The 15,245-nt window shown below is 69.8% G+C and carries 14 protein-coding genes; all 14 read right to left on the bottom strand.

What is annotated here, in order from left to right; all coding sequences use genetic code 11:
• Positions 1 to 32: 32 nt before the first annotated feature.
• The gene (locus tag FHR32_RS24000; RefSeq protein ID WP_184756774.1) at positions 33 to 1,577 is read right to left on the bottom strand and encodes a PucR family transcriptional regulator; all 1,545 of its coding nucleotides are present in this window, start codon (positions 1,575 to 1,577) and stop codon (positions 33 to 35) included.
• Positions 1,578 to 1,597: 20 nt separating this feature from the next.
• The gene (gene tenA, locus FHR32_RS23995; protein WP_184756773.1) at positions 1,598 to 2,263 is read right to left on the bottom strand and encodes a thiaminase II; all 666 of its coding nucleotides are present in this window, start codon (positions 2,261 to 2,263) and stop codon (positions 1,598 to 1,600) included.
• Between the two features lie 122 nt (positions 2,264 to 2,385).
• Positions 2,386 to 2,922: a GNAT family N-acetyltransferase gene (locus FHR32_RS23990; protein ID WP_184756772.1), complete on the bottom strand. Its 537-nt coding sequence runs from the start codon at positions 2,920 to 2,922 to the stop codon at positions 2,386 to 2,388.
• On the bottom strand, positions 2,891 to 3,067 hold the full coding sequence (locus FHR32_RS23985) for a hypothetical protein (RefSeq protein WP_184756771.1): 177 nt from the start codon (positions 3,065 to 3,067) through the stop codon (positions 2,891 to 2,893). Before FHR32_RS23985 ends, FHR32_RS23990 begins: the two co-directional genes overlap by 32 nt.
• Before the next feature lie 38 nt (positions 3,068 to 3,105).
• Entirely contained in the window at positions 3,106 to 3,843 is a 738-nt protein-coding gene (gene dapB / locus FHR32_RS23980) for a 4-hydroxy-tetrahydrodipicolinate reductase (RefSeq protein ID WP_184756770.1), read from the bottom strand.
• A gap of 217 nt (positions 3,844 to 4,060) precedes the next feature.
• Positions 4,061 to 5,374, bottom strand: a complete 1,314-nt coding sequence (locus FHR32_RS23975; RefSeq protein WP_184756769.1) for a M16 family metallopeptidase — start codon at positions 5,372 to 5,374, stop codon at positions 4,061 to 4,063.
• Positions 5,371 to 7,692, bottom strand: a complete 2,322-nt coding sequence (locus FHR32_RS23970; protein ID WP_184756768.1) for a polyribonucleotide nucleotidyltransferase — start codon at positions 7,690 to 7,692, stop codon at positions 5,371 to 5,373. Before FHR32_RS23970 ends, FHR32_RS23975 begins: the two co-directional genes overlap by 4 nt.
• A 329-nt stretch (positions 7,693 to 8,021) precedes the next feature.
• Entirely contained in the window at positions 8,022 to 8,291 is a 270-nt protein-coding gene (rpsO, locus tag FHR32_RS23965; RefSeq protein ID WP_184756767.1) for a 30S ribosomal protein S15, read from the bottom strand.
• Between the two features lie 200 nt (positions 8,292 to 8,491).
• Positions 8,492 to 9,445 carry a bifunctional riboflavin kinase/FAD synthetase gene (locus tag FHR32_RS23960; protein WP_184756766.1) on the bottom strand — a complete coding sequence of 318 codons (954 nt, stop codon included), beginning with the start codon at positions 9,443 to 9,445 and terminating at the stop codon, positions 8,492 to 8,494.
• A gap of 32 nt (positions 9,446 to 9,477) precedes the next feature.
• The gene (locus tag FHR32_RS23955; protein ID WP_376773381.1) at positions 9,478 to 10,494 is read right to left on the bottom strand and encodes an ABC transporter ATP-binding protein; all 1,017 of its coding nucleotides are present in this window, start codon (positions 10,492 to 10,494) and stop codon (positions 9,478 to 9,480) included.
• A gap of 7 nt (positions 10,495 to 10,501) precedes the next feature.
• Complete coding sequence (locus tag FHR32_RS23950) at positions 10,502 to 11,548, bottom strand: ABC transporter ATP-binding protein (protein ID WP_184756764.1); 1,047 nt, start codon at positions 11,546 to 11,548, stop codon at positions 10,502 to 10,504.
• Positions 11,541 to 12,509 (bottom strand): ABC transporter permease, encoded by a 969-nt coding sequence (locus tag FHR32_RS23945; protein WP_184756763.1) that lies wholly within the window; start codon positions 12,507 to 12,509, stop codon positions 11,541 to 11,543. The genes FHR32_RS23950 and FHR32_RS23945 overlap by 8 nt, the downstream gene beginning before the upstream one ends.
• Positions 12,509 to 13,549, bottom strand: a complete 1,041-nt coding sequence (locus tag FHR32_RS23940) for an ABC transporter permease (RefSeq protein WP_221466181.1) — start codon at positions 13,547 to 13,549, stop codon at positions 12,509 to 12,511. The genes FHR32_RS23945 and FHR32_RS23940 overlap by 1 nt, the downstream gene beginning before the upstream one ends.
• On the bottom strand, positions 13,550 to 15,241 hold the full coding sequence (locus FHR32_RS23935) for an ABC transporter substrate-binding protein (protein ID WP_184756762.1): 1,692 nt from the start codon (positions 15,239 to 15,241) through the stop codon (positions 13,550 to 13,552).
• Positions 15,242 to 15,245: the final 4 nt, after the last annotated feature.

The following is a 15,245-nucleotide window of genomic DNA, read 5'->3' as shown; positions in this document are numbered from 1 at the left end:
GGCGGCGTCCGGGGCGCGCCGCTCGGAGCCGTCTAGCGCATCCTGATCGCCAGCAGGAAGTCGACCCGCTCGTCCAGGGCGTTGAGCGACCGCCCGGTCAGCTCCTCGATCCGCTTCAACCGGTATCTCAACGTGTTGACGTGGACGTGGAGCCGGTCGGCGGTCGCGGCCCACGACCCCGACTCCTCCAGGAACGTCTCCAGCGTCTCGATCAGATCCGTCTGGTGCGCCGCGTCGTACTCCTCCAGCCGCCCCAGCAGCCGTGTCCGGAAGGAGTGACGCAGCTCCCCCGGGATCGCGGCGATCAGCGAGCGGTGGGAGCTGACGTCGTCGCCGGTGATCGCCGACACCCGGCCCTCGCCCAGCTCGGCCAGGATGCGGGCGTGCCTGGCCTCCTCGATCACACTGCTCAGCGCGGCCGGCCCCCTGGTTACGCTGCTGACCCCGACCGTGATCCGGGCGTCGCCCAGCCCGGCCTCCAGCGTGGCCGCCCCGGACAGCATGTGGGCGGTCAGCTCGGCGGCGGTGTTGCCGGCCAGCGGAACCAGCGCGACCACCTCTCCGCCCACCGCCGTCGCCACGCCCGGCGCCAGCGGGCGTAACAGCTCGTCGAGCACGGCGACACCCACCTCGTCCGCCCGGTCGGCCCCCTCGACCGCGAGCACCACCGCCAGCAGGCCGTCCTCCGTCTCGATGTGCAGAGTGTGCAGCCGGGAGACCACACCCGGCAGGTTCGCGTCCCCGGAGGCGAGCAGCTCCAGGAGCTGGTCCAGCACCCGCCGCTCGATCCGCTGCGCCGCCTCCAGCCTGGAGCGCTCCAGCGCGACCAGCGCGGCCAGCTCCACGATCAGATCCTCGTGCTCACCCCCGGCCCGCACCTGCTCCCCCGCGTAGGCCAGAAACCAGTTGGCGATCCGGTGCGGCGCCCCCTTGCTGACCGGGAAGACCGACAGCACGGTGCCGTCGGCCTGCGTGGCCGTACCTGGGAGGAAGCGAGCGGACAGGAACGCGTGCGCCAGCCGCGCACCGGCCCCCGCGGGCAGCGGTTGCGAACCCACGACGACCCGGCCGGTCGCCGACATGACCCAGCAGGGGACATCCAGCTCTCCGGCCACCGTGGTGACGACCTTGCTCAGGCTCCCGCCGTCCACGAGGGTGCTGGCCAGCCTCCTGCGGGAGCCGTACGGCCTGCTCGGGACGGAGCCGAACTCGTCGATCAGGGCACGCAGCACATACTCGGTGAGGGCGCTGAAGGAGACCTCCACGCCGAGGGCGAGCATCGGCAGGCCGGCGTCGGCGCAGGCGTCGATGAGGTCGGCCGGCGGGACCTTGAGCGCGGTCCCGGAACAGAGCGCGGCGACCCTGGCCTCGGTGAGCGCGGCCACGAAACGCCGGGCGGACTCCGGGCCGTCATGCCAGGTCAGCTCGGTGAGGACGAGCTCGTCGGCCTTGAGGAAGCGGCCCGGCTCGATCAGGTCGGTGGTGGCGATGCCACGGATCCGGCGATCGAGCAGATCATGACCGCTGAGCACCTTCAGCCCCAGGTGGTCGACCTGGCACAGGTCCCTCAGGCGCATACCAGTAGGTTAGCCGCAGCTCATACCGGCCAGGACTCCCGCCGCCAGGCCGCGTCCCAGAACAGCCACTCGTAGCGGGCGGTGGTCAGCGCGTGCTCGCGCAATCTCCCGCGGTCCGCCTCGGGCAGCGACGCGGCGACCTCGTCGAGCAGGTCCAGCACCCCGGCGACGGTCTCCTGGTAGTGCTCGTTGCCGTAGGTCTCGATCCACCACGCGTACAGCGGGTCGGGCGACGACTGCTTCAGCAGCTCCTCGCCGACCTTCGCGTAGATCCAGTAACAGGGCACGATCGCGCCCAGCGCCTCGGGGAAGGTGCCCAGGTGACATGCGCGCAGCAGGTAGGAGCCGTAACCGACGGTGGTGGGGGTGGCGCCCTCACCGCGCGCGTCGTCCTCGTCCATGCCGAACGCGGCCAGCAGCTCGACGTGGAGGCTGTGCTCCACCTCGACCGTGCGCGCGGCGTCCCCGGCGAACCGCTGCACCACGGCCGGGTCCGCCGCCCGCGCCCCGCAGGCCGCCAGCGCCCGCGCGTAGTCGGGCAGGAAGTGCGTCTCCTGGACCACGAAGTGCCGGAAGACCTCGCGCGGCAGCGTCCCGTCGGTCAGTCCGGTGAGAAAGGGGTGGGCCAGGATCTCGCCGTAGACCCCCTCGACGACCTGCCACACCTCATCACGGAACCGGCTCACGCCAGCGATGCTATCGGCATCGGCCGCCCCGGGCCCTCCGGAGGGCCGGGGTCCGCGATGTCACAGCGCACCGTCCCGTCTCGTCCTCCCTGAGAGACTCACGGAGGGAAGGCGAGAATGCCTCATATGCGGGGCGCTGTGGCCTCTCCGGAGAGCAGCCGGCGCATCACGACGCGGGGCGCGAGTTCGATGCCCAGCTCCCGCTCATGAGCCACCAGCCCGGTCAGCTCCGGCCCCCACTCGGCCGGATCGAGCGTGGCGAAGCCCCGCTGGGCATACCACGGCCCGTTCCACGGCACGTCCCGGAACGTCGTCAGCGTCACCGCCGCCGACCCGGTCGAGGCGGCATGGTCGCAGACCGCCTCCAGCAGGCGCCCGCCGATGCCCTGCCGCCCGTGGGAGGGGTGGACGGCGAGCTGGTCGAGGTGGACCAGTCCGTCGACCCAGCCGATCATCGCGAAACCGACCGGCGGGGCACCGGCGACCAGCACCCGTGACGGGTCGTCGGTCTCCTCGATCATGGTGGTCCCCTCCGGGAAGGTGATGCCCACCTGGGCGAACACCCCGTCGGCGGCGACCTCCACCGCCGCGAGGCCGGGCAGCTCCCCGGCCACGGCCCAGCGGACCTCAGTCGAAGTCGAAGATCGAGTGCTTGTCATAGAACTGGAGGATATAGCGGCACCGCACACAGATCATCAGGATCACCTGGCGGGGAGTGAACCCCCACCGGCTGTCGATCCTGCCATGCTCCTTCTGGAACTCCGTGCTCTGGCAGAGGGGACAGACGAGCTCGGATCGCGTCACACCCGGTAGACGGACGGCTCTCCACCGGAGTTCCCGGCCTACAGGTCGAGCAGGGGCTCCAGACCGACGGTCAGTCCCGGGATCTCCCCGACCCGGCGGACACCGAGCAGCACTCCCGGCGTGAAGGACGAGCGGTTCATGGTGTCGTGGCGGATGGTGAGGGTCTCCCCGTCACCGCCCAGCAGCACCTCCTGGTGGGCGATCAGCCCGGCCAGCCGGACCGAGTGCACGCGGACTCCGTCCACCTCCGCCCCACGGGCCCCGTCCAGCTCCGCGCTGGTCGCGTCGGGCATCGGCCCGGATCCGGCCTTCCGCCGCGCCTCGGCGACCAGCTCCGCCGTACGGCGGGCGGTCCCGGAGGGCGCGTCGGCCTTGTTCGGGTGGTGCAGCTCGACGATCTCGACGGAGTCGAAGTAGCGGGCGGCCTGCTGGGCGAAGTGCATCATCAGCACGGCCGCGATGCCGAAGCTGGGAGCGATCAGCGCGTTGACGCCGGGATTGCCGTCCAGCCAGCCCCTGACGGTCGCCAGGCGTCCGGCGTCGAAGCCGGTGGTGCCGACCACCGGGTGGATGCCGTGGGAGATGCACCATTCGAGGTTGCCCATGACCACGTCGGGGTGGGTGAAGTCGACCACCACCTCGGAGCCCGACAGGCCCTCGATCGGGTCGCCCGCGTCGACGGCCGCGACCAGCTCCAGGTCGTCCGCCGCCTCGACGGCCTTGCACACTTCCACACCGACACGCCCTCGGGCGCCCAGAACTCCAACCCTGATCACGGCCCAAGGTTATACCGTCACACCGCGCGGAAGCTCGCGAGCCACCAGGACCACGGACGCATCGGGAACGTGGGCCACCCGGACCATGGGCACCCCGCCTGATGAGCCACCCGGACCGCAGGCCGTCTCCCGTGCCCGTCCGGTGGGAACGGACCGCGGCCCGTGAGCAGAACGGCCCCGGCGCGTGGAGCGCCGGGGCCGTCAGCGAGAGGGACGGTCAGCCGTTCACGGCCCAGCCGAAGTCCTTGTCCTCGTAGGGGCCGATCACCGCGAGGGTCATCGGCCGGTTGAGGACGTCACAGGCGACTTCGGTGATCTCCTCCGGAGTCACCGCCTCGATCCGGGCGAGGACGTCGTCGACCGAGAGAAGCTCGTCATAGACGAGCTCGCCCTTGCCGATCCTGGACATCCTGGAACCGGTGTCCTCCAGCCCCAGCACGAGGCCGCCGCGCATCTGACCCTTGCCGCGAGCGATCTCCTCCTCGGTGATGCCGTCGGCGACCACCCGGAGGACCTCCTCCCGGCAGATCTTCAGCACGTCATCGATCTTCGACGGCAGGCAGCCGACGTAGATGCCGAACTGCCCGGTGTCGGCGTAGGCGGAGGTGTAGGAGTAGGCGGAGTAGGCCAGTCCCCTCTTCTCCCTGATCTCCTGGAACAGCCGCGAGGACATGCCGCCGCCCAGAGCCGCGTTGAACACGCCGAGCGCGAAGCGGCGCTCGTCGGTGCGGGTGAGGCCGGTCGTGCCGAGGACCAGGTTGGCCTGTTCGGTCGGCCGATGCACGAGCCGCACCCCGGAGCGGGCCTCGATGCCGGGACCGGACAGCCGCGGAGCGACCGGCGAGGCGTCCCCGCCGAGGGCTCCGGCCCGCTCGTAGGCGGCGGCGACCAGCGCCACGACCTGCTCGTGGGTGACGTTGCCCGCCACCGACACCACGGTGTGCGTCGGCAGGTAGTAACGGCGGTAGTACTCCGCGATCCGGTCACGGCTGACAGCGTTGATCGAATCGACCGTGCCGAGGATCGGCCGGCCGATGGGAGTGTCGCCGTACATCTCGGCGGAGAACTGCTCGTGCACCATGTCGGACGGGTCGTCGTCGTGCATGGCGATCTCTTCCAGGATCACGCCACGCTCGGCTTCGACGTCCTCCGGGGTGATGAGCGAGGAGGTCACCACGTCGGCGAGCACGTCGATCGCCACCTGCAGATCCTCGTCGAGGACCCGCGCGTAGTAGCAGGTGTACTCCTTGGCGGTGAAGGCGTTGATCTCACCGCCGATGCCCTCGATCGCGGCGGAGATCTCCAGCGCGTCCCGCGTCGGGGTGCCCTTGAACAGCAGGTGCTCAAGGAAGTGAGAGGACCCCATGTGCTCGGGGGACTCGTCTCTGGACCCGATGCCGACCCACATGCCGACCGCGACGGAACGCACGGTCGGCATGGACTCGGTCACCACCCGGAGCCCACCGGGGAGGACGGTGCGCTGCACGACCCCGGCGCCCTCCTTGCCGGGGTGCAGAGTGGTGGTCGTCACGAGTTGCGGTCTTCTCCCCCGCGGCTGCCGCCGCCGCTGGTCCGGGTGCGGGTGCGGCGGGGCCGCTCGTCACGGGGCCGCTCGTCGGCCGCGGGCGCGGCTGCGGGCTGCTCCTCGGGAGCGTCGCCGTCGGCCTTGGCCGCGGCCTCCTTCTCGACGACCTCGACGGGGACCAGGGAGAGCTTGCCGCGCGAGTCGATCTCGGCGATCTCCACCTGGATCTTCTCGCCGACGTTCATGACGTCCTCGACGTTCTCGATGCGCTTGCCGCCGTGCAGCTTGCGGATCTGGGAGACGTGCAGCAGGCCGTCCTTGCCCGGCATGAGGGAGATGAAGGCACCGAAGGCGGCGATCTTGACGACCGTGCCCAGGTAGCGTTCGCCGACCTCCGGCATGTGCGGGTTGGCGATGGCGTTGATCGCCGACCTGGCCGCCTCGGCGGACGGGCCGTCGGTGGCGCCGATGTAGATGGTTCCGTCGTCCTCGATCGTGATCTCGGCGCCGGTGTCGTCCTGGATCTGGTTGATCATCTTGCCCTTCGGGCCGATGACCTCGCCGATCTTGTCCACCGGGACCTTGATCGTGATGATGCGCGGGGCCGTCGCGTTCATCTCCGCCGGAGAGTCGATGGCCTCCTGCATCACGTCGATGATGGCCAGGCGGGCGCCCTTGGCCTGCTTCAGCGCGGCGGCCAGGATCGACGCCGGGATGCCGTCGAGCTTGGTGTCGAGCTGGAGGGCGGTGATGACCTCCTTGGTGCCGGCGACCTTGAAGTCCATGTCGCCCATGGCGTCCTCGGCACCGAGGATGTCGGTCAGCGTGACGTACTGGTCGCCCTCGTTGATCAGGCCCATCGCGATGCCCGCGACGATGCCCTTGAGCGGGACACCCGCGTCGAGCAGCGCCATGGTCGAGGCGCAGACCGAGCCCATGGAGGTCGAGCCGTTGGAGCCGAGCGCCTCGGAGACCTGCCGGATCGCGTAGGGGAACTCCTCGCGGGCCGGAAGGACCGGGACGAGCGCCCGCTCGGCGAGCGCGCCGTGGCCGATCTCGCGGCGCTTGGGCGAGCCCACGCGGCCGGTCTCACCGGTGGAGTAGGGCGGGAAGTTGTAGTTGTGCATGTAGCGCTTGGTGCGCTCGGGGTTGAGCGTGTCGATCATCTGCTCCATGCGGAGCATGTTCAGGGTCGTGATGCCCAGGATCTGGGTCTCGCCACGCTCGAACAGGGCGGAGCCGTGCACGCGGGGCACGACGTGGACCTCGGCGTTGAGCTGACGGATGTCCTTGACGCCACGGCCGTCGATGCGGACGCCCTCGGCGATGACCCGCTCGCGCATGAGCTTCTTGGTCAGCGAGCGGAACGCGGCGCTGATCTCCTTCTCACGCCCCTCGAACTCGGAGCCGACCTTCTCGACGGCCAGAGCCTTGACGCGGTCGAGCTCGGCCTCACGCTCCTGCTTGCCGGCGATGGTCAGCGCGGCGGCGAGCTCGCTCTTGACCGCGTTGGTCACGGCCTCCAGGACGTCGTCCTGGTAGTCGAGGAACAGCGGGTACTCGGCGGTCTCCTTGGCGGCGACCTGGGCGATCCTGGACTGCGCCTCACACAGGACCTTGATGAACGGCTTGGACGCCTCCAGGCCCTGGGCCACCGTCTCCTCGTTCGGCGCGACGGCGCCGTCGGCGATGAGCTTGAGCGTGTCGCGGGTGGACTCGGCCTCGACCATCATGATCGCGACGTCGCCGTCCTCCAGGACACGCCCGGCGACCACCATGTCGAAGGTGGCGTTCGCCAGCTCCGAGTGGGTCGGGAAGGCGACCCACTGACCCTCGATCAGCGCGACGCGGACGCCGCCGATCGGGCCGGAGAAGGGCAGCCCGGCGAGCTGGGTGGACAGGGACGCGGCGTTGATCGCGACCACGTCGTACAGGTGGTCGGGGTTGAGCGCCATGATGGTCGCCACAACCTGGATCTCGTTGCGCAGGCCCTTGACGAAGGACGGGCGCAGCGGCCGGTCGATCAGACGGCAGGTGAGGATGGCGTCCTCGGAAGGACGGCCCTCACGACGGAAGAACGAGCCGGGGATGCGGCCCGCGGCGTACATCCGCTCCTCGACGTCCACCGTGAGCGGGAAGAAGTCGAGGTTCTCCTTGGGATGCTTGGAGGCGGTGGTCGCGGACAGGACCATCGTCTCGTCATCCAGATAGACGACGGCGGAACCCGCCGCCTGGCGCGCGAGCCGCCCGGTCTCGAACCGGATGGTACGCGTGCCGAAAGAGCCGTTGTCGATAACGGCTTCGCTGTTGTGGACACCCTCCACGGGGGACCTCCTTGTGTCGGTCGCCCGCGTCCCCTCAGGCACGCGTCTCGCACCTGAGTCGTCTTCTTAGCCTGCTCCCCGTAGGTGCAGCGCCGGTCTTCGATCGAAGCGCCCGGTTCCGTACGGCTTACACCGTGATGACCGGGGGCCACTACCGAGGACCGGCCCTCCGACGCCGTGGGGCGCGCTTGCTGGCGGACGCGGGGCACTGTCTCGGCTATTCAGTTTGCTCACCGAAACGGTGTCCATGTGGCGCGACGCGCCGGGACCCGTCTCGAGAGATTCGCTATGCGATGAGGGAGTGGCGCGGACGCCACTCCCTCACAACTCTATCGACGCAGGCCGAGCCGCTCGATCAGCGAACGGTAACGCGTGATGTCCTTGCTCGCCAGGTACTTCAGCAGACGGCGGCGGCGACCGACGAGCAGCAGCAGGCCGCGGCGGCTGTGGTGGTCGTGCTTGTGCGTCTTCAGGTGCTCGGTGAGCTCGCTGATGCGCTTGCTCAGCAGCGCGATCTGCACCTCGGGGGAACCGGTGTCGGTCTCACCCTTGGCGTACTCACCGATGATCTGCTTCTTGGCTGCGGTGTCGAGCGACACTTTTCTCCTTGAACTCCTACGGGCACGCGCGATGTACAAGATGCCCGAGCGACCGTGCGTGCCTACAGTCGCCGTGGCGAGGTCAGCGCCGGGGCTGTGAGGCCACCGGTTACAGAGCTGACATGCCAGGTTACCACCGGCACCGGACCGTCGCACATTCTCGGCCACGCCGCGCCACCGGCCGGCGTCCGGGGAGAATCTCAGGAGGTGAGACGGCGTGCCTCGTCCACATCCGCGTGCATCTGCCGGATGAGCGCCTCGATCGAGTCGAACTTGACGTTGCCGCGGAGCCGGGGCCCGAAGTCCACGGCCATGTGGGCGCCGTAGAGGTCCAGGTCGTCGCGGTCGAGCGCGTAGGCCTCGACGGTGCGCGGCACCCCTTCGAAGGTGGGGTTGGTGCCCACCGAGATGGCGGCGGGCCAGCGCTCGCCGCCGTAGACGGCCGGCAGATTGCCCGTCGAGATCCCCTGCAGCCAGCCGGCGTAGACGCCGTCGGCGGGGATCGCGGTGAAGTCGGGCGGTTCCACGTTCGCCGTGGGGAAGCCGAGCCGGCGCCCGCGCTGGTAACCGCGGACGACCACGCCCTCGACGCGGTGCGGACGGCCGAGCGCCGTGGCGACGGCCTCCATGTCCCCGGCGGCGAGCCGCTCGCGTATGAGAGTGGAGGAGATGGTCTCCCCGTTGCTCACCAGCGGGACCGCCTCGGCCACGAAGTCGTACTTCTCACCGAGGGTCTGCAGGGTCTCGACGTCGCCCGCGGCCTTGTGCCCGAAGCGGAAGTTCTCCCCCACCACGACCCCGCCCGCGTGCAACCGGTCGACCAGCACGGTCTGCACGAACTCGTCCGGGCTCATCCGGGAGAACTCCAGCGTGAACGGCAGCACGCACACCGCGTCCACGCCGAGTTGGGCGAGCAGCTCGGTGCGGTGCCGGGCCGTCGTCAGCCGGGGCGGGTGCGTGCCGGGCCGCACCACCTCCTCCGGATGCGGGTCGAAGGTCACCACGACCGAGAGCAGTCCGAGCTCCTCGGCCATCTCGACCGCGCGGGCCACCATCTGCTGGTGCCCGAGGTGAACCCCGTCGAAGACGCCGATCGTGATGACGGACCTGCCCCAGTCTCCGGGCACGTCGTCCAATCCGTGCCAGCCTCGCACCGCAGCCTCTTCCCCTTGTAGCGGATCGATCCCTAAAGCCTGCCATGCCTGGCGGCCATCTCTCCAATCGGGGAGCTCATTGGAAAGTGACAGGCCACCTGACGTCCTCCGGCAAGGCTAAGCGCGGGACGTTCGGTACGGCACCGCTCCTGGGCGATCGGGCAGCGGGGGTGGAAAGAGCAGCCGGTGGGCCGGTCGATCGGGCTGGGCACGTCGCCGGTCAGCACGACACGCTCACGGCGCGGCGCTCCGGACCCGTCGTCGATCTCGGGGACGGCTGACAGCAGCGCGTGAGTGTAGGGATGCGAGGGAGCCGCGTACAGCGCCTCGGCCTCGGCCACCTCGACGATCTCCCCGAGGTACATCACCGCGATCCGGTCCGACACGTGCCGCACCACGCCCAGGTCGTGCGCGATGAAGACGTAGGTGAGCCCGAGCTCCTCCTGGAGATCGGCGAAGAGGTTGAGCACCTGCGCCTGAACCGACACGTCGAGCGCGGAGACCGGCTCGTCGGCCACCACGAGCCTGGGCGCCGGGGCGATGGCCCTGGCGATGCCGATCCGCTGGCGCTGGCCGCCGGAGAACTCGTGCGGGTAGCGGTCCAGATGGGTCCTGGCCAGGCCGACCAGGTCGAACAGCTCGCCAACGCGTTTCCTGATCGCGCCGGCGTCGCCGTACCCGTGAATCCTGAGAGGTTCGGCGACGGCGTCACCTGCCGTGCGGCGCGGGTTGAGCGAGGCGTAGGGGTCCTGGAAGACGAGCTGCAGGCCCTTGCGGACCGGGCGGAGGGCGCGCCGGGACAGGCCGGTGATGTCCTGCCCGTCGAACTCCACCCTGCCCGCGGTGACGTCGGTCAGCCGGACCAGGCAGCGGCCGAGCGTGGACTTGCCGCACCCGGACTCGCCGACCACGCCGAGGGTCTCCCCGGCGCGCACCTCCAGCGAGACCCCGTTGACGGCCCGCACGCCGCGGCCGCCGCGCGCCTTGAAGTGCTTGACCACGTCGGTGGCCCTGAGCAGGGTGCTCATCGTCGTATCCGTTGTGTTCACGGGTTGCTCACCGCTCCTCATCCGCTGTGCGGGCGCTGTGTCGCACCGGGGTGGCCTCCAGGCCGCTCCGGTCGCCGCGCCGGATCTCCGCCCTGTCCTCCCCGGGCAACCAGCAGGCGTCGAGATGGCCGGACCCGCCGACGAGGGAGGGGACCTCGTCGCAGACCGCGTGGCGGTGGGCGCAGCGGTCGGCGAAGGGGCAGCCGCCCCCCGACGCGCCGGGCGTGCCCGGGATCGTGGCCAGCCGCCGGACGCGCGGGCCGTCCACCCGGGGCACCGAATCGAGCAGGCCCCAGGTGTAGGGATGGCGGGGGGTGTGGAAGACGTTCTTGCGGGGACCGCGCTCGACCGCCCGCCCGCCGTACATGACCAGGACCTCGTCCGCGATCTCCGAGACCACTCCCATGTCGTGGGTGATCATAATGATCGCCGATCCGTGGTCGGTGCGCAGGCCGCGCATCAGGTCGAGGATCTGCGCCTGGGTGGTGACGTCGAGCGCGGTGGTGGGCTCGTCGGCGATCAGCAGCCCGGGGTTGCACGACAGCGCCATGGCGATGACCACGCGCTGGCGCATGCCACCGGAGAACTCGTGCGGGTAGGAGTCCACCCGCTTGCCGGGGGCCGGGATGCCGACCTCGTCGAGCAACCTGACCGCGCGATCGCGGGCCTCCTTCTTCGAGATCCTCTCGTGGGCGCGGATCTGCTCGGCGATCTGCCAGCCGACCGTGTAGACGGGGGTGAGGGCCGTCATCGGGTCCTGGAAGATCATGGCGATCTCCCGGCCTCGGATGGCGCGCATCTCCCGATCCTTCAGAGCCAGCAGATCCCGGCCGCGAAAGATGATCTTTCCGGAGATTTCCGCGTTAGGTGTACGGATCAGCCGGAGCACGCCGAGCATCGACACGCTCTTGCCGGAGCCCGACTCCCCCACGACGCCCAGCACCTCGCCGGGCCGTACGGAGAACGACAGCCCGTCAACAGCCGTGAAATGGCCCCTGCCGGTGCGGAAGCGCACCCGGAGGTCGTCGACTTCGAGAATCGGTTGGTCAGGCACGGCGCACCCTCGGGTCGAGCCGGGCGTACAGGACGTCCACCACGGCGTTGGCCAGCACGACGAAGAAGGCGGCATAGAGGACCGTGCCCATGATCACGGGTAGGTCCAGGTTCTGCAGCGCCTGGTAGGTGAGCTTGCCGACCCCCGGCAGGCCGAAGACCACCTCGGTGAGCAGTGCCGCGCCGCCGACCAGAGCGCCGAAGTCCAGGCCGAACAGCGACACGATCGGGATCAGCGAGCAGCGCAGGGCATGCCTGATCAGGATGCGCCGTTCGGACAGGCCCTTGGCGCGGGCGGTGCGCACATAGTCCTCGTTCAGGGCCTGGATCAGCTCGCCGCGCAGCAGCCTGGCGTAGATCCCCGCGTACAGCAGGGCCAGGGTCAGCCACGGCAGGAGCAGGTGCAGCGCCCACTGTCCCGGGCTCTGCGAGAACGGGACGTAGCCGAGCGGCGGAACCCAGGAGAAGACCGAGTCGTGCAGTTCCTTCTGGGTGACCAGGTTGACCACCTCACCCAGCCAGTAGACCGGCAGCGAGACGCCGAACACGCCGAGCAGCATGACCAGCGGGTCGACCAGCGTGCCGCGCATGGCGCCGGCGAGGGTGCCCATCGCCACCCCCAGCACCATCCAGATCACCGCGGCGCCCACCACGAGCGAGAGCGTGACCGGGACCGCGTCCATGATCTGCGGGATCACCAGCGTGCCGCGGTTGACGAAGGAGGTGAGGTCGTGGCTGACGAACAGGTGCTTCATCATCATCAGGTACTGCACCGGCAGCGGCCGGTCGAAGCCGAAGGAGGCGCGCACCTGCTCCAGCGTGGCCGGGTCGGCGTTCTTGCCCGCGATGCGGGCCGCCGGATCCACGCCCGGAGTGGCGAAGAAGATCAGGAAGACCAGCACGCTGATCGCGAAGAGGACGAGCACCGCGGCGCCGAAGCGCCGCAGGATGTAGCCGATCATCAGGCGCCTCCCCGCAGCCGGGCGTTCGGGTCGAGCGCGTCGCGCACGCCGTCGCCGAAGACGTTGAGCGCGACCGCGGTCAGCGCGACGAACAGTCCCGCGGCGATGGTGATCATCGGCCGGGTGTAGAGCAGGGCGAGGCCGTCGTTGATGATCGTGCCCCAGCTCGCGTCGGGCGACTGGACGCCGACCGACAGGAACGACAGCGCCGACTCGGTGAGCATGTTGAGCGCGGTCATCAGCGGCAGGAACACCACCACCGTGGGCAGGATGTTCGGCAGCACCTCACGGCGCATGATCCGCAGGTCGCTCGCGCCCAAGCCGACGGCCGCGTGCAGGAACTCCTTGTCGCGCAGCGCCATGACCTGGCCGCGCAGCGGCCGGGCCACATAGGGGACGTAGATCAGCGCGATGATGACGATCGGCAGCGCGAGGCTGCCCGCGTCGATGTGGACCGGCCCCAGGTGCAGGCCGCTGGTGAGCAGCACCACCGACAGGCAGATGGCCAGCAGGTAGACCGGGAAGGCCCAGATCACGTCGAAGAACCGGGAGAGCAGCGCGTCGATCCAGCCGCCGAAGTAGCCGGCGACCACGCCGAGCACGGTGGCCAGCGCGCAGCAGAGCAGCGCCGAGGAGACGCCGATCAGCAGGCTGTTGCGCCCGCCGTACAGGAGCCTGGCCATGACGTCGCGGCCCTGGTTGTCCGCGCCGAGCAGGTAGTGGCCGGGGTCGCCGGTCGGGCCGATCGGGGTGACGCCCAGGCCGAGGCCCTCGGTGCTCTGCTGGAGGACCTGGACCTCCTGGCCGCCCACGACCGTGGTGCCGGAGATGTTGGAGACGAACGGTTCGGTGTGCGCGATCGAACCCGCGTAGACCGGGGCCAGCAGGCAGACGAGCGCGATGAGGAGCAGCCCGGCTCCGGCGGTCAGCGCGGAGCGGTTACGCAGGATCCGGGTGGCGGCCTGCCGCCACGGACCGGCACCGGGCCGGACCGGGGCGGCGACGGCGGGGATGGGCTCGGCCCCGCTCACCGTGCTCATCTACTTGACCCAGAGCTGGGAGATGAGCATGAAGAACTGCTTGTGGAACTGGTAGTTGCCGACCCTGCTGGAGACGAAGTCCACCTGCTTGGGGGTGAACAGCGGGATGATCGGGCTCGCCTTGGTCAGGTCGCGGTCGATCTCGCCCCACTTGGCGTTCGCGGCGTCCTTGTCGGTCCGGTCCAGCGTCATGGCCTCGGCCATCCGGGCGTCGATGTCCTTGTCGCAGTAGCCGGAGATGTTGATGCTGGAGTCGCTGCCCGGACGGAAGGACGCGCAGGAGAGCAGCACGTGCAGGAAGTCCGAGGCTGCGGGGTAGTCGGCGTACCACTGGGAGACGCTGACCTGGACCTTGTTCTTGTCGTTCTGGATGTAGGTGAAGTGGATGTTCGTCGAGATGACCTTGAGCTTGGCCTGGTAGCCGATCTGCTCCAGGGTGCTGCGGACGTACTCGCCGATCTGCTTGCCCACCTCGTCGTCGGCGACGACCACGGAGACCTCCTGGCCCGCGGTGCCCGACTGCTGGACGAGCTCCTTGGCCTTGGCCAGGTCCGGCTTGGGGAAGTCGCAGAAGTCGGCGTGGCCGGGGATGCCGGGCGGCAGGAGCGTGCAGGCGGGCTGGGCCACGTTGGCCCCGCCGTACATCTTCACCACGGCCTGGCGGTCGATCGCCCAGTTGAGCGCCTGGCGGGCCTCGGGCTTGTCGAACGGCGCCAGGTTGGTGTTGAGCGGCAGGTACCAGAAGGCCGAAAGCTGGTTCACGTGCGCCTGGGAGGCGTACTTGGTGCCGATCTCGCTGAGCCGGTCGGCGGGCAGCGGGTCGAAGACCCAGTCGGCCTGGCCGTTCTGGACCGCGGTGACCGCGGCCTCGGCGGTGAGGCCGTAGGAGTAGACGATCTCGTCCGGGTAGCCCTGCGGCTGCGCCTCGCGCGACCACTCGGTGAAGTTGGGGTTGCGGACGAGCTTGAGCTCCTTGTTGGGGTCGTAGGAGGCCGCCGTGTAGGGCCCGGTGCCGCCGATCGGCTTGGTGCCCTGGTCCTTGTCCGGGGTGTCCTTCGGCAGCACCGCCGCGTGCGGCAGGGCGAGCTTGAGCGGGAACTCCGAGTCCGGCTCGACCAGGTTGATCGTGACCGTGTTCTTGGCCTTGTCGGCCACCACGCCCTTGTCGAGCGTGCACTCCTTGGGCTTCTTGACGCAGGCGGCGGCGCCGACGATCCCGGCGTAGAAGGTGCCGGAGGTGGGCCCGGAGACCTTGTAGATCCGCTCGAAGGAGGCCACCACGTCGTCGACGGTGACCTCGCCGCCGCCGGCGAACTTCACGCCCTTGCGGAGGGTGAAGGTGTAGGACCTGCCGTCCTGGCTGACCTGGGGCATGGCCTCGGCCAGGTCCGGGACCAGGTCGTAGGAGGCCTCGCCGCCGACCTTCTTGAAGGCCAGCAGGCCGTCGTACATGGCCTGGAAGACCTGCCAGTTGCCGTTGCTGTAGTTGATGTGCGGGTCGAGCGTGCCGTCGCCGGCCTTGGCCTGCAGGCGGAGCGTGCCGCCTCTGTGCTGCTCCTGGAATCCCGCGGAGCTCGCCTGGGAGGAGCCGGCCGGGTCGGCCGGTCCGGCCGGGGACGAACCGCCGGAACAGGCGGCGACGGACAGGGCGAGCAGGGCCGCGCCCGCCGCGATCGAGATGGTGCGCTTCATGGGG

Origin of the sequence: Streptosporangium album, assembly GCF_014203795.1 — a bacterium.
GTDB lineage: Bacteria > Actinomycetota > Actinomycetes > Streptosporangiales > Streptosporangiaceae > Streptosporangium > Streptosporangium album.
This window is presented reverse-complemented; position numbering and strand designations above follow the sequence as displayed.